The following is a 15,058-nucleotide window of genomic DNA, read 5'->3' on the forward strand; positions in this document are numbered from 1 at the left end:
TAAAAAGGCTAAAAGCTAACAGCCAATTGCTTTAAAAATATGTCAAACAAGAAAGAGATAAGAATTGCACTCATCGGAACCGGATTAATGGGCCGGACGCATTCCAATGGCTATAACAGAATTGCCAACTTTTTTCCTGAGCTGGAATACACGCCGGTTCTGAAAGTAGCCTGCTCCCGCAATGCAGAAAAAGCAAAGGCCTTTGCAGAGCAATGGGGTTATGAATCATTTGAAACGGACTGGAAAAAGGTAATTGCCCGTGACGATGTTGATGCTGTCGACATTTGTACGGCCAATGATACGCACGCCGAAATCGCGATTGCTGCCGCAGCTGCCGGAAAGATGATTCTTTGCGAAAAACCTTTGGCAAGAACATTGGCAGAAGCGCAAACCATGGTTTATGCAGTTGAAAAAGCAGGTGTTAAAAATACAGTCTGGTATAACTATCGCCGCGTTCCTGCTGTGACTTTGGCAAAACAAATTGTTGATTCCGGTAAGTTGGGACGCATTTTTCATTACCGTGCCAACTTCCTGCAGGACTGGACGATCAATCCGGATGTGCCACAGGGCGGTACTGGCACCTGGCGCCTGGATGTGGATGCTGCCGGATCCGGTGTAACAGGTGATTTACTTGCACACTGTATCGATACAGCGATGTGGATTAACGGGGGGATTAAAGATGTTTCTGCTGTTACTGAGACATTTATCAAAGAACGTGTTCACGCTGAAAGCGGTCAGGTTCAGAAAGTGGGGATTGACGATGCCGCCATTTTTCATTGCCATTTTGATAATGGTTCTCTTGGCCTCTTCGAATCAACACGTTATGCACGTGGCCACAAAGCGCTTTATACATTCGAAATTAACGGAGAGCACGCTTCCATTCGCTGGGATCTGCATGATCTGAACCGCCTGGAATTCTTCGATCACAGCGACGATTCAATCGTTCGCGGTTGGAGATCTATTCTGGTTACGGATGGTGATCAGCCATATATGAAAAGATGGTGGATTCCCGGAACAAGTATTGGTTATGAACATTCCTTTATCCACCAGGCCGCCGATTTTTTTGAAAGTCTGCAAACCGGAAAAGACTGTGCTCCAACTTTTAAGGATGCTTTGGAAACTCAGAAGGTTTGTGAGGCTGTTATTGATTCTGCGAATTCCAGGAGCTGGAAGGATACGGGAGTGGAATGGACTGGGTCGTGAGTGTCTAATGTAACGAGAATCCGATAACGAATACCCAGGGCGGTGCCCTGGGCTCAGGAATGGAACCCTTTCAGGGTAAATGGATTATTTGCTGCCCTATAAGGGCTTCGTCTCTCAAGATAGGCAGCGCCCTATTTTGTCGCCATAATATCACTATTATCCACACACTAATATGTCGCAATCACTATCAAAAATCTGTACACACATCGTGTTCAGCACGAAATACCGGCTGCCACTTATCAATGAAAAAATCGAAGAGGAGTTATGGAATTATCTGGGTGGGGTATGTAACGAACTTGAATGCGTCTGTATCAAAGTAGGCGGTTATGTTGATCATATATTCACATCCTGTGCGTATTGTCCAAAAAGATTCCGGCAATGAAACTTTTGCAGGCACTCAAACAGAATTCTTCGAAATGGATCAAGACAAAAGGAAGAGAATATAGTGACTTTTACTGGCAGGACGGATACGCCATCTTCTCAGTAAACCCGTATGAACTTGATGTGGTAATCCGGTATATAACGAATCAAAAAGCCCATCATCAAAATAAGGATTTCAAAGGTGAACTAAGAAGTTTCCTCAAAAAATATAATATCGAATACGACGAACAGTACATATGGGACTAAAATGTTAATTATCCAACTCGCCTGAAAGGCCTACATCCCTCAAGATAGGGCATCGCCCTATTATTTAGCGATACGCCCTCATCTCAGACCGCAGCTCATGTCCATCCTCCAGATCACCAACCTCACCAAATCCTACTCAGGAATAAAAGCCCTGGACAATGTACAGCTATCTCTAAAAAAAGGAGAAGTACATGCCTTAATGGGCGAAAACGGAGCCGGAAAATCAACCCTCATGAAAATCCTGGTAGGCCTGACAAATCCTGATTCAGGACAGATCGTTTTTAATGGAAACTATCTTGGAAACAAAGGTGTGAATGATAAACTCAGGAAAGGTATTTCGATGATCGATCAGGAAATCCTGATCATTCCAGAACTTACCGTAGCTCAAAATATATTTTTGGGTAGAGAAAAAGAAATCGGTGCATCAACGTCAGGATGGCTGAGAGATAGCAACATAAATTCCAGAGCAAAAGAGCTTTTAAGTCAAATAGGTTTGGAAATTGGTGCAGACGTCAAAATGAAACATCTGAGCGTCGCGCAGATGCAGATGGTTGAAATTGCAAAGGCGATTTCAAATGAGGCGCAGGTTATTATTATGGATGAGCCAACTTCTGCGATCTCAGATAAGGAGGTTTCAACTCTCTTTCGGATTATTCGCGAGCTAAAAAGTAAAGGTGTCTCAGTGATTTATACTTCTCATAAAATGGATGAGATTTTTGAAATTGCAGACACGGTAACTGTGTTACGCGATGGAAACTATATCGGTACAAAATCAGCGTCCGAACTTGATAAAAATGCACTGATATCAATGATGGTGGGCAGGGATCTCGACGACATGTTTCCAGAGCGTCGGGTGGAAAAAGGTCAGGAAATTTTATCAGTTAAAAATTTAAGCCGCAAGGGGAAGTTCTCTGATATTAGTTTTGAGGTACATGCAGGCGAAATTCTCGGGCTTGCAGGTTTAATGGGAGCAGGAAGAACTGAAATAGCCAGAGTAATTTATGGAATGGATCAGGCTGATTCGGGGGATATATTTATCGGTGGAAAGAAAACAAAAGTTAACTCGCCACGTGACGCAGTAAAAAACGGAATAGGTTACGTAAGTGAAGATCGTAAAGGCATTGGTTTTATTCCTGCGCTTTCTGTTAAAGAAAACATGACCTTAGCCAGTCTCTCAAAACATAGGAAAGGGATTTTTATTAATACAAAAAGCGAAAAGGAAGTAGCAGAAAAAATGATTATTGATCTCAGAATCAAGGTTTCAGGCTCTGATCAAAAAGTGATGCACCTGAGTGGAGGAAATCAGCAGAAAGTGGTCATTGCCAAAGTTCTTTTAGCATCCCCCAAAGTTATTATTCTGGATGAACCAACACGTGGAATAGACATTGGCGCCAAATTTGAAATTTATAAATTAATCCAAAATCTGGCGGCAGAAGGTATTGCTGTGATTCTGATTTCTTCTGAATTACCTGAAATTCTTGGTATGAGTGACCGGATATTGGTTTTGTCAAAAGGAAGAAAAACAGCAATGCTTAGCAGGCATAAAGCGACTCAGGAGATGATTATGAAGTATGCAGTTGAGTAGCTTTTAGAAATTAGCATTAAGCCATTGGTTGCTTTTAAGACCAAAATACAAGTCTAACCTAATATCAAGTGGTAAGTAACACTCAAACGAAGTTTAAAAATTTTGGCCAGTATGGAATATTCCTGGCTTTTGTTATCATTTGCCTGGTCCTCGCGTTGAGCACACCACGGTTTTTTACCATACCTAATCTGCTTAATATCGGTACGCAGGTTTCAATAAATGCACTGCTGGCCTTTGGAGTGACATTTGTGATCATCACTGGCGGTATCGATCTTTCCCTGGGTTCAATGGTGGCGGTTACCGGCGTTATTGCCGCCACATTTGCTCACCCCGACACCTATCCGGTGATTGTTCCTGTTTTTGTCGCGTTAATTGCAGGTTTGGCCTTCGGCGCATTTAATGGTTTGGTGATTACGAAAAGTAAAGTGCCGCCATTTATTGTGACACTTGGAACCATGACAATAGGCCGTGGTCTGGCGTTGATTTTAAGTAAAGGCAGGCCGGTATCCAATCTGTCAGATTCTTTCAATTTTATCGGCGGAGGTAATTTATTTGGAATTCCTTTCCCGATTATTATTCTCATTCTGGCTTTTATTATCTGTTCTGTTATTCTTAATAAAACAATACTGGGAAGGTACATGTATGCCGTCGGAGGAAATGAACCAGCTGCCAGGGCTTCGGGAATCAGGGTGAACAACGTAAAAATGTGGGTATATACCATTTGCGGTTTGCTTTCTGCAATAGGAGGAATTTTATTAACCTCCCGAATCACGACCGGACAGCCTAACGCAGGAGCAGGTTTTGAACTGGACGCTATTGCGGCAGCTATCATTGGCGGAACAAGCACATCAGGCGGAACCGGAACCATGACCGGAACACTTGTCGGCGCGTTATTGATTGGCGTAATCAGCAACAGTTTGGATCTGCTAAATGTCACTTCATATTATCAACAGGTTGTAATGGGAGCAATTATCATTGGAGCTGTGGTTTTGGATAGTATGGGGAAGGAGAGATAGAAACGGGTTTGGGGCAGAGGGAATGGGGAAGAAGGGAAGGATGGACGAGGGAGGAAGGAAATAGCAGACGAATTACGGAGACTAAGAGGTAGAAGCAATATATTAAGAAAGGCAGCTTGCCCAACGGGCATTCATCCCTCCGCATCGGGCATCGCCCGATGAATTAGATTTAATTTATTCAATATCAATCAAATGAAAAATATTTTTTTGTCCGGAATTTTGTTGTTTTCCGTATTAATAACTGGTTGTAATCAATCGAAGACCGACGATTCCGGGAAGGCTGATTCGGGGAAAAAGCTTGTCATTGGCGCTACTATGCTGAGTATGCAAAACGAATTTGTTGTCAATGTCGCTGATGAAATGGAGGCAAAAGCGAAAGAACTGGGCGTTGAGTTGATTGTAGTTGATGCGGAAAGGTCATCCCTGAAACAAGTTGAGCAGGTGGAAAGTTTTATTGCGCAGGGCGTTGACGCGATCATACTAAATCCATGCGAAGTTGAAGCAAGTTCTCCGGCAGTAAAACTTGCTTTGGCAGCAAAAATTCCGATCATTAATGTCAATTCAGAAACAACTGCGAAGCCGACAGCCTTCGTTGGCTCCGACGATGTTGAGTCGGCCAGGATTGCCATGAAATATATATCAGAAAAACTAAGTGGTAAAGGGAATGTGATTATGATGCATGGTTACATGGGACAGGCGGCTCAGCTTAAAAGGGACAGGGGGGCGAAGGAAATACTGGCGGCAAATCCCGGCCTGAAATTGCTTGCAGAGCAAACCGGAGAGTGGGACAGAGCGAAAGCAATGTCGCTGACGGAAAACTGGATACAATCATTCGGAACAAAAATCAATGCGATTTTTGCTCAGAATGATGAAATGGGAATGGGTGTAGTAAAAGCACTTGAAGCAGCCGGGTTGAAAAATAAAATGATAGTCGTAAGTGTTGACGCCATTCCGGATGCACTACAGGCAGTAAAAAAAGGAACACTGGACGCTACCGTTTTTCAAAATGCAAAGCAGCAGGGCGGTAAAGCCATTGAAACGGCAGTAAAAGCCGCAAAAGGTGAAAAGTTTGAAAGTCAGGTTTTGATTCCGTTTCAGTTGGTGACTAAGGAAAATGTTGGGGAGTTTCTGAAGTAAGGTGTAATAATGTCTGAATTGAATAATGAGATTTGCAAATCGCAAATTGACTGTTTTTTTGTTAAATATTCGCTGAACGTTTTACCAGTAATCACCAACTTTCCGGTAAAAAACTATTCATTCGATACCATCATTCACCAACAAAGTGAATTCTTAAATAGTATACAGCCTTTCCAAATCACTTTTATCATCAACTGATTTTCAGCCGCACATTTTCACTGAAACTTTTGATTGCATGAATACTTTCAATATAAATCGTCGTCAATTTTTATATGGCGCCACGGCTTCTCTTGCACTATCTGCCTTTGGCGCCAGAGGAATGGATTTAATTAATCCGGCAAAAACACTCCGGGTTGCTTTGATTGGTACTGGTTGGTACGGGAAAAGTGATTTGTTTCGGCTCATACAGGTTGCCCCTGTCGAGGTTATTGCGCTTTGTGATGTTGATAAAAATCAATTGAATGAAGCGGGTAAGCTCGTTAGCCAGAGACAGAAATCGGGTAAAACACCGAAGCTATATGGTGATTACAACAAATTATTAGCTGAAAATGAATTAGATATCGTGCTCATTGGCACCCCTGATCACTGGCATGCTTTGCAGATGATTGATGCCGTGAAAGCAGGGGCTCATGTATATGTTCAAAAACCGATCAGTGTTGATGTGATGGAGGGTGAGGCAATGGTCGCTGCTGCGCGGAAATATAAAAAAGTGGTTCAGGTTGGGACGCAGCGAAAAAGTACACCTCATTTAATTGATGCCAAGAAAAATATTGTAGACGCAGGATTGCTTGGTAAAATTTCTCACGTAGAAATGTGTTGTTACTATCACATGCGAAACAATGGAAACCCGCCGGTTGAAGCTGTTCCTGAATTTTTGGATTACGAAAAATGGACCGGACCTGCACCACTAAGGCCGTATGACGGTATTCCTCATATCCGCTGGTGGAGGACTTTTATGGAATATGGCAACGGAATTACGGGGGACATGTGTGTGCATATGTTTGACACGGTTCGCTGGATGCTGAAACTGGGCTGGCCTAAAAAGATCAGTTCTACCGGAGGTATTTATATGCAGAAAGAAGGGAAATCCAATATTTCAGATACCCAATCAGCGATTTTTGAATATCCTGAGCTAAACTGCGTATGGCAGCATCGTACCTGGGGTACGCCCAATAATCCGGACTATCCATGGTCGTTTACTTTGTATGGGGAAAAAGGCACATTGTGGGCCAGTACTATGTCTTACGATTTTATTCCCCAGGGAAAAGGTGAGAAGATCCATAAGGACGTTGTTTACGAAAAGGAGAAATATCCGGAAGATCTCAAAGAAGAGCGGATTGAACTCAATGCAGCTCCTGCGACACGCCTCCACATGTTAGATTTTTTGACCGCAATTGACAATAGTACACGCCCAATTGCTGATATTGAAGAAGGCCACATTTCTACTGCGAGTTGTATTTTGGCCAATGTCTCAATGAAAACCGGAAGGTCTGTTGTATACGATCCGGTAAAAAGGGAAGTTGTCGGAGATCGCGAAGCGACTGGTTTGCTGGCACGTGCCTACCGGGATCCTTACAAACACCCGGATTATAGGAAAGTATAAATTCAAGGGCTCTTGCGGCCCGGAGCAATGGATCACAATGGTTTTTAATTGCGCTTTATTGCGTTTTCCATTGTGTCTACAGCGTTCAACTTCACATCTAACCGCTCTGAAATAAAATAAATTTCTGAACCGGTATACCAACAGCATTTGTTATAAGTTTTATAGATATCTTTTTCCGGTGTTTCAACCATTTAATCCGGGAAGGTGTCAGATAATTAATAAACTAAATATTCAACAACAATGGGAAATATAGTGAAGTGGACAAAATCCATCGTTCTGGTGGTAGCGGCGGGAGTTCTTATGCTGGCTTGCAGCCAGGCACTCCAGGTTAGTTATGACTATGACTCCTCAGTGAACCTAAAACAATTTAAAACCTTCAAAGTAGAGTCTGAGCGAACTATGGAGCAGGATCCTTTGCTGGGCAGTGAGCTTAACCGAAGAAGGTTGGGAGATGCAGTAATTGAGGTGATGAAAGGCAAGGGTTATACTTTGGATCAAAGCAGTCCTGATATTATTGTACGTTTTATGACGGATGTAAAAGATCGTCAGCAGGTTCGTTCAAATAATATGTACTCACCTTACATGTGGTGGTACGGTGGCGGGAACAATATTTCTACCTATAATTATCAGGAGAGCCGTTTCATTTTGAACATTTATCAAAAAAATAACGACAAAATGATCTGGCAGGGATGGGCTTCTGGTAAAGTAAAAGCGCCTACCAAAAAAGACGACCGCGAATCGATGGTAAAAAATACAATGGCTGACATTCTGAGAACTTTCCCGGAAGCAACATTGGATACTTACAGCAGAAAGTAAAACTTGAGTTGGAATGTAGAGGCAACGGAAACGCTGCCTCTTTTTTATGCATTTACAGCTTAGTTTCTTGAAAATGGATTTTGAAATAAAACATCAAAAGACACATAAGAAACTGCATCAAAATGTCCGCCCGTTTTAAATTGTTCCATCACACCCAGATCCAGAACGACATCTTGTCTCGCAAAAATATGTCTGAAATAAACGGAAAAGCGATCTTCTGTAAAGTGATACGCTGACCAGTTATGTTTGTGATCCGCGGGAAGGGCGTTTGTATATTCATCAATGGCTGTAAGTAGCTCGTTGCCGCTTACAAGAAAGTTCGTTTTTGCCTGATTGATCGGAACGCTTGTCTGTGCTTTTAACCGGAAACGAAGTTCGACAGGCATTGTTGCAGGCTGCCAATCGGGGGTGTAAAATGTACGAAATTCGGGACGAAAGGAGTAATTCATAGCAAAATGACCCAACTGCTGTTTGTAGTAAAGTCTTCCGTAGTGACGTAATTCCCAGCGGTAAGACGGATCCTTAGCTTCATAAGGCGCTTCTTCATCGTATTTGTTTTGAACACGAATACTGTTGCAAATTGAAGCCTGCCAGTTTGGACTGAATTTATACTGAAATTCATGATTGTAAACTGCAATACTCTGCTTTTCAAAAGGTGACCAACTATCAGGATCACTCATTCTTGCACCTCCAAGATAGGCAGTAACCGTCCATTTCGGACTTAGAACCTGACTAACGCCAACTGCACCCCAGGCTGCAATATGTGTTCCGTCGAGTCCAGGGGGCGAGACTTGAGCAAATGCGGTAAATGATGATAACAAAAAGGCAAGCTGGGAAATAATTTTTTTCATTCAAGAAACCAAAATTAAATGTTTTAAAATATAAAGATAGACAAAAGATAAATTCAAGTTACCACTTGTTTACTTCAAAGCCCTCTGAATATCAGCATCCAGCGTTTTGTTATTAGGGAATTCCTGTGGTATCCAGCGATTGACAATTTTTCCTGCGGCATCAATAACCAGAAATGGGTAGCGAATATCTATGGCGTACTTCTCTTTTAGTACATCAATGTTTTCATCCGACGCCCAAAGATGTTTTGTGTTGGCACGTTCCACAGCATATTGTTTCCAGGTGTGAAGCGGAATTCCGGATGTAACGGAAACATAAGCGAACGTTACTTTGTCTTTGTATTTCTCTTCAAGAGCTTTCAATGCCGGCTCGTGCTGCCCGATACTGAATGAAAATACCATACAAACAGGTTTTCCTTTTAACTTACTAATGGCAACCGATGTACTGTCACGATCCAGCAGTGTAACATCCGGAGCCACTGTTCCCGGCCGGAGCGTTTCTTTTGTTTGAATTAGTTTAGATATATATTCTGAGTACTCAGACTTTGGAAAAGTGGCTTTATAATCTGTTAAAAGCGATTTGCTGGTTTCGAGTGTGGGAATAGCAGTAGCTGCGTAATTGAGCCAATATGTGAGCAGATATTCTTTTTGCCTGGGATAATTTGCCAGTTTCTCTTTACTGAAAGCGTAGACGTCTTTTAGGGCAGCAGGGCTTATTTCATAGTTCGTTTCTGCTGCCAGTGGAAATTTTCTGGTTGAAGGAATCAGCGCCCAGTTCCTTAATTCGTCGCGGTAAGACTGACTCAGTAATGCATCGTCAGGCAAAATCTTAAAATCGGCAAGTGTCAGATCTTCCAGCTCTTTCTTTTGTGCCGGGTCCAGTTTGGTCACACGGTTGCGTCTCATGATTTTTTCCTGGATCAGCCTGCGGATCACCGATGGCTCAGTTTCCGTAGTTGCAGTCACATAAGCCTCAAAAGCAGGATTTGCAGGATTGGAAGCCTTGAATTTCTGATAAGCATTGACGCGTACTTGTTTCAGGCTGTCACTTTGTTGTGTTATACTTTTGTTTTCGATCTGAGCCGGTTTATAGCCGAAAACAGGCAGATATTGATACTGATTTTCCAGAAAATGACTTTGAAGAAAACTTTGGTAGGCGGCATTCTTTCCAACGAACGTTACATCACCGTTACCGGGAAAAGCGGCTGTCAGCTCATCACCGGGTTGTACAAAAAGCATCCAGGTTTTATTTACGCCGCCACCGCTGTACTGGAGCCGCATCATTTTTGGTTCTGAAATTTTAACAGTAGCTTTTTCACTTGTAGCATCCATGAAGTTGACTGAGGCAATCGTTTCGAGCTTTGCATCTGCCAGGCCAATTCCCAGATTGGGGTTAAAGTGAACATCTTCCAATATCAGCGTTACTGTTGCCTGAAAAGATTTTGGGGTTGTGAGAGTTATCGTTGCCGTATTCTGAGCGTAGGAGATTAAGCTGAATAAGGAGAGGATCAGTACATTTAATTTTTTCATAAATCTTTAACCTGAAAAGTATAGTATAACAGCAGGGATGTAAAAAGTGTGCCAATATACGTTGGTACTGTCAACGATGGCTGTATACAAAAGAAAAATGGCATTAACTCTTTCCTGCCATCTTGCGTAATGAAAACTTATTCTAAATTCCAAAAATCAGGTAAATGTAAATTTTGATACATTAAATTAGCTTTTTATTTCCGTCGCTTCCAGATGAATCGTATATCGCTATTTCAATTTAATACACTTCGTTCGCAATTTGAAGGAGAACTGTATTTTGACGACTCCACTTTACATGCAGCACAAAGAGCCATTTATGCAACAGATGCATCGGTGTATCAGGAAATGCCTCTTGCCGTTGCACTGCCAAGAACGGTAGAAGCAATTCGCCTTTTGATCAAATTTGCAAATGAACAAAAGCTGACTTTGATTCCGAGAGCAGCAGGCACATCACTGGCAGGACAAGTAGTTGGTAATGGAATTGTGGTGGACATTTCCAAGCATTTTGGAGCAATTCTGGAAGTGAATGAGCAGGAAAAATGGGTTCGTGTACAGCCGGGAGTAATCCGCGATGATTTGAACAAACATCTTGCGAAATACGGATTGCTTTTCGGTCCGGAAACTTCCACTGCCAGCCGTGCGATGATTGGGGGGATGATCGGAAACAATTCCTGCGGTTTGCATTCGATAACCTGGGGAAGCACACGTGATCATTTATTGGAGGTAAAAGCTTTACTGTCTGATGGCTCAGAGGCGGTTTTTAATAACCAGAGCAGTGGTGAGTATATAAAAAAGGTTTCAGAAAAAAACATTAAAAGTAAACGTCAGCAGGCAATTCTGGCAGGAATGTGGGGGATGCTGTCAAACCCGGTTGATCAGAAATTAATTAAAAAACAGTTTGCGAAACCTACCGTAACACGTCGGAATTCAGGTTATGCGCTGGATGCGCTGGTTGATAATTTTGCCAAAGATCAAATCAATCTCTGCAATCTAATTGCCGGTTCGGAAGGTACGCTCTGTTTTGTTACAGAAGCAAAAATCGCATTGGTTGATGCCATGCCGGCTGCCGTTGGTGTAGTATGTGTTCACGCAGCCTCACTTGCAGAGTCACTGCATGCAAACCGGGTTGCTATGAAGTATGGTCCGAAAGCTTCGGAGCTGGTTGACAGATACATCATGGATTTTACCAAAAATCATACAGTGTATTCCCAGAACCGTTTTTTTATTGAAGGCGATCCGGCTGCCTTATTAATGGTTGAATTTTGGGGTAATACCGAAGAAGAAGTGCTTACACAGCTCAATCCGCTTATTGCTGAACTTAAAATGGCTGGACTTGGATATGCTTATCCGGTTCTGTTTGGTGACGAGGCAAACAAAGCCTGGGAAATCCGCAAGGCTGGTTTGGGTTTGATTCGTAATCTGCCCGGAGATACGCAACCCGTTAACCTGATCGAAGATTGTGCTGTGGCCGTTGAGGATTTACCGGAATACATCGGCGAACTCGAAGTTCTCCTAAAAGGGCATGGATTACATGCTTCCTATTATGCACATGCAGGAGCAGGTGAATTACATGTGGAACCAATGATTAACCTGAAAACCAGTGAAGGAAAACAGAAATTCAGGGATGTGCTGGCCGATACGGCAAAACTTGTAAAAAAATATAACGGAGCACTTTCGGGAGAACATGGTGATGGTCGTCTGCGCGGCGAATTTATTCCCTTTATGATGGGCGAAGAAGTGTATGAAATGTTCCGCCAGGTGAAAAGAATCTGGGATCCGAACGGAATTTTTAATGCCAATAAAATCGTCGATACGCCGCCGATGAATGAATTTCTGAGGTATGGGCAGGATCAGCCCGCTCCGGAAATTAAAACTGTTTTTGACTTTTCAAGCCAGGAAGGAATGCTTCGCATGGCTGAAAAATGCAGTGGATCGGGTGATTGCAGGAAAACGGAGCTAACAGGCGGGACAATGTGCCCAAGTTACATGGCAACCCGGAGCGAACGCGATACCACACGGGCGAGAGCCAATATTTTAAGAAGATATCTTACACCGGAAACAAAAACGTCTGAGAACCCGACTTCTCAGGAAATGGTAAAAGAGGTGCTGGATCTTTGTTTGTCCTGCAAAGGCTGTAAGTCAGAATGCCCGTCGAGTGTTGACGTTGGGAAAATGAAAGCAGAATTTACCCAGCAGTATTACGAAACATATGGAGTTCCGATGAGAAGCAAACTGATTGCCAATTTTTCTAAACAAATGAAAATGGCATCTATTGCTCCCTGGGCATTTAATGGTGTTTTCGGTACAACGGCTCTTCGTAAAGTGGCCAACCGCATCGTAGGTTTTCACCCGGACAGGTCCATGCCCGAACTTGCCGGAACTACTTTATTAAATTGGTATAAAAGAAGGAAGAAGGAAGAAAGGAGGAAGGAGCAAAGGACGACCAATGTCCAAAACCCCGAGCCCTCCGCACGTTTAGTCTACCTTTTTTGTGATGAATTTACCAATTATAACGATGTTGAAATTGGTAAAAAAGCAGTTGAATTGCTGGAAAGGCTCGGTTATGAAGTTATCATTCCGGAACATACAGAATCGGGGAGATCATACTTATCAAAAGGTTTTGTTAAAGAAGCGCAGAAACTGGCGATTGAAAATGTAGGTTTTTTAAAAGATAAGGTTACCTATGACACACCTTTGATTGGAATTGAACCTTCTGCTATTCTGTCGTTTCGTGATGAATATATTGACCTGGTGCCAAAAGAATCCAGAGAAGATGCTGTCCGTATTTCGAAAAATGCACTTTTGTTTGAAGAATTTATAGCCAGAGAAATTGACGCAAAGAGGATTAGTAAAGTTGCTTTTAGTGCCGAAAAACGACTGATCAAACTTCACGGGCATTGCTATCAAAAGGCGTTGTCAACAATGACCGCTTCTAAAAAGGCGCTTTCAATTCCGGAAAATTATCATGTTCAGCTTATCCCATCCGGTTGCTGCGGAATGGCAGGATCATTTGGGTATGAAGAAGAACATTATGAAGTATCAATGAAGATTGGTGAACTGGTGCTTTTTCCAACGGTACGTCAGCAGCCTGAGGAAGTTATCATTGCAGCTCCGGGAACAAGCTGCAGGCACCAGATTAAGGATGGAACAGGACGTAAGGCTAAACATCCTGTTGAAATTTTATGGGAGGCACTGGCTAAATAAGCCAGTGCAATTTATTTGGTACCCCGCACACTTTTCATGATCGTATCAGCATCCACATTGCCGATTGTATCGGAAGCAATGCTGTCGGCTGCTGGCTGCGTGGTTTCAGATGGTGTTTCTGATTGTTCGAAACTTTCGTTGTGATTAAAAAAGCCGCCCCAAAAAGCGATAGCCATCAGTACAATACCAACGCCTAAAATCCATTTCCAAACATTTTTCGTGTTTTTGGTAGCTCTGGTTTCTTTATCTGTTTCTTGCCTGTTCATGACGTTTCTGATTTAGTTTACCAAAGCATACTACCATTTTTATACCAAGCCTGAATTTTATACTGCGGGAGCAATATTTATAAGATTGTGTTGATAAAATTTCCCTAAACGAAGTATTTAAGCATACTGTATAATAAAACGGTTTGGATTGAAGTTAGCTTAGTTAAATTTGCCAGCTTTAAAAATTACCACGTTTCACAAACTAGATTGAATACTCATCATCCATGAAAATCCATCGTTATCTTATATTTCTGTTTGCATTTGTTGTCACAGAAAGTTTTGCCCAAAATAATAACCGCAATTTCTTTTCTGTGACTGCGGGTTACAGCCTGCCGGTTGGCGAACTGGCGAGAGAAAAACTAAATGACCCATTTGCTGGTTTAACCGGCTCTGGATATTACGGACAAATCAATTATGATTTCAGGATTGCACGCTGGGTTGGTTTGAAAGTTTCCGGGAGCATGAACCTGAATAAAACCAAGCCGCAGCCAATTATTGACCGTGCAAATCAGAGTGTGAATGATATAAAACCATTAATAAATGAAACAACCAATCATAGCTGGCAGTCCGACGTCTCCCGGTGGAAATTTAACGCAATTATGTTCGGGCCCGCATTGTATCTCAATATCAACAAAGTTCAGCTTGAAGCTCATGCCCAGGGCGGATACGTGCAGGTAACATCTCCGTCGGTAAATATGGTTGGTACTTTTGAGTCTGGCGAAAATACAATCAATGTTCAATTGTCACCCGCGTCGACCAAAGATTTTGGCGTAGGTGCAGGAGCAAGTCTTCGTATCCCACTTGGAAACACACTTTACTTTCACTTATCCGGGGATTTTCTTGCCACAGAAGCTGAGCTAAAAAATGTCGCAATTAATGTCAAGGTAGGTAATTATCCTGAGCTGAAGATGCCGGTTAATGAAAAGCGATTTGTCGGTGTCGCAAATGTGGGTGCCGGGTTCGGGATTATGTTCTGAACAGTGAATAATAAAATTAGAAGCGGAAAGCGACAAATGGTCCTTTCCGCTTTGTTGTTTTGAAGCATTTCGAATCAATTCTCGATTGTAACAAAATTCATGACTCTTTGCGAAATTGGCGATAATTTAGGTGATTTCATGCAAATTTTTATAACTAAAATGATAGCTAAACCTGCGTTTTCCTGTCTGACATGAAGCTCGCCGCGTTTGAATTGTTATATTTGCACCAAAATTAAAAGAGGTGGC

General features: G+C 42.4%; 13 protein-coding genes. 10 read left to right on the plus strand and 3 right to left on the minus strand.

Annotated features, from left to right (window positions below):
- Positions 1-39: 39 nt before the first annotated feature.
- The 8 genes from E0F88_RS21240 to E0F88_RS21270 all read left to right on the plus strand — a co-directional run bounded on the left by E0F88_RS21240 (position 40) and on the right by E0F88_RS21270 (position 7,987).
- Positions 40-1,203 carry a Gfo/Idh/MocA family protein gene (locus tag E0F88_RS21240; protein ID WP_131960288.1) on the plus strand — a complete coding sequence of 388 codons (1,164 nt, stop codon included), beginning with the start codon at positions 40-42 and terminating at the stop codon, positions 1,201-1,203.
- Positions 1,204-1,375: 172 nt separating this feature from the next.
- Positions 1,376-1,585, plus strand: coding sequence for a transposase (locus E0F88_RS34555; RefSeq protein ID WP_220466363.1), 210 nt, complete (start codon positions 1,376-1,378; stop codon positions 1,583-1,585).
- Entirely contained in the window at positions 1,582-1,830 is a 249-nt protein-coding gene (locus E0F88_RS34560; RefSeq protein ID WP_220466364.1) for a transposase, read from the plus strand. The genes E0F88_RS34555 and E0F88_RS34560 overlap by 4 nt, the downstream gene beginning before the upstream one ends.
- Positions 1,831-1,927: 97 nt before the next feature.
- Complete coding sequence (locus E0F88_RS21250; protein WP_131960289.1) at positions 1,928-3,415, plus strand: sugar ABC transporter ATP-binding protein; 1,488 nt, start codon at positions 1,928-1,930, stop codon at positions 3,413-3,415.
- Positions 3,416-3,483: 68 nt separating this feature from the next.
- Entirely contained in the window at positions 3,484-4,431 is a 948-nt protein-coding gene (locus tag E0F88_RS21255; RefSeq protein WP_131960290.1) for an ABC transporter permease, read from the plus strand.
- 192 nt (positions 4,432-4,623) lie between these two features.
- Complete coding sequence (locus tag E0F88_RS21260) at positions 4,624-5,568, plus strand: sugar ABC transporter substrate-binding protein (protein ID WP_131960291.1); 945 nt, start codon at positions 4,624-4,626, stop codon at positions 5,566-5,568.
- Between the two features lie 235 nt (positions 5,569-5,803).
- Entirely contained in the window at positions 5,804-7,171 is a 1,368-nt protein-coding gene (locus E0F88_RS21265; RefSeq protein WP_131960292.1) for a Gfo/Idh/MocA family protein, read from the plus strand.
- Between the two features lie 240 nt (positions 7,172-7,411).
- Positions 7,412-7,987, plus strand: coding sequence for a DUF4136 domain-containing protein (locus E0F88_RS21270; protein ID WP_131960293.1), 576 nt, complete (start codon positions 7,412-7,414; stop codon positions 7,985-7,987).
- Between the two features lie 59 nt (positions 7,988-8,046).
- Here E0F88_RS21270 and E0F88_RS21275 read toward each other — a convergent pair whose 3' ends face one another.
- Positions 8,047-8,838, minus strand: coding sequence for a DUF2490 domain-containing protein (locus tag E0F88_RS21275; RefSeq protein ID WP_131960294.1), 792 nt, complete (start codon positions 8,836-8,838; stop codon positions 8,047-8,049).
- A 69-nt stretch (positions 8,839-8,907) separates the two neighbouring features.
- The gene (locus E0F88_RS21280) at positions 8,908-10,365 is read right to left on the minus strand and encodes a TlpA family protein disulfide reductase (RefSeq protein WP_131960295.1); all 1,458 of its coding nucleotides are present in this window, start codon (positions 10,363-10,365) and stop codon (positions 8,908-8,910) included.
- Between the two features lie 213 nt (positions 10,366-10,578).
- Between E0F88_RS21280 and E0F88_RS21285 the strand changes: the two genes are divergently transcribed.
- Positions 10,579-13,569, plus strand: coding sequence for an FAD-binding and (Fe-S)-binding domain-containing protein (locus E0F88_RS21285; RefSeq protein ID WP_131960296.1), 2,991 nt, complete (start codon positions 10,579-10,581; stop codon positions 13,567-13,569).
- An 11-nt stretch (positions 13,570-13,580) separates the two neighbouring features.
- Here the strand turns inward: E0F88_RS21285 and E0F88_RS21290 are convergent, their stop codons facing one another.
- Positions 13,581-13,835: a YrdB family protein gene (locus tag E0F88_RS21290; RefSeq protein ID WP_131960297.1), complete on the minus strand. Its 255-nt coding sequence runs from the start codon at positions 13,833-13,835 to the stop codon at positions 13,581-13,583.
- 224 nt (positions 13,836-14,059) lie between these two features.
- Here E0F88_RS21290 and E0F88_RS21295 point away from each other — a divergent pair, with 224 nt between their 5' ends.
- Positions 14,060-14,812: a hypothetical protein gene (locus E0F88_RS21295; RefSeq protein ID WP_131960298.1), complete on the plus strand. Its 753-nt coding sequence runs from the start codon at positions 14,060-14,062 to the stop codon at positions 14,810-14,812.
- Positions 14,813-15,058: the final 246 nt, after the last annotated feature.

This window comes from Dyadobacter psychrotolerans (assembly GCF_004349265.1).
Taxonomy (GTDB): domain Bacteria; phylum Bacteroidota; class Bacteroidia; order Cytophagales; family Spirosomataceae; genus Dyadobacter; species Dyadobacter psychrotolerans.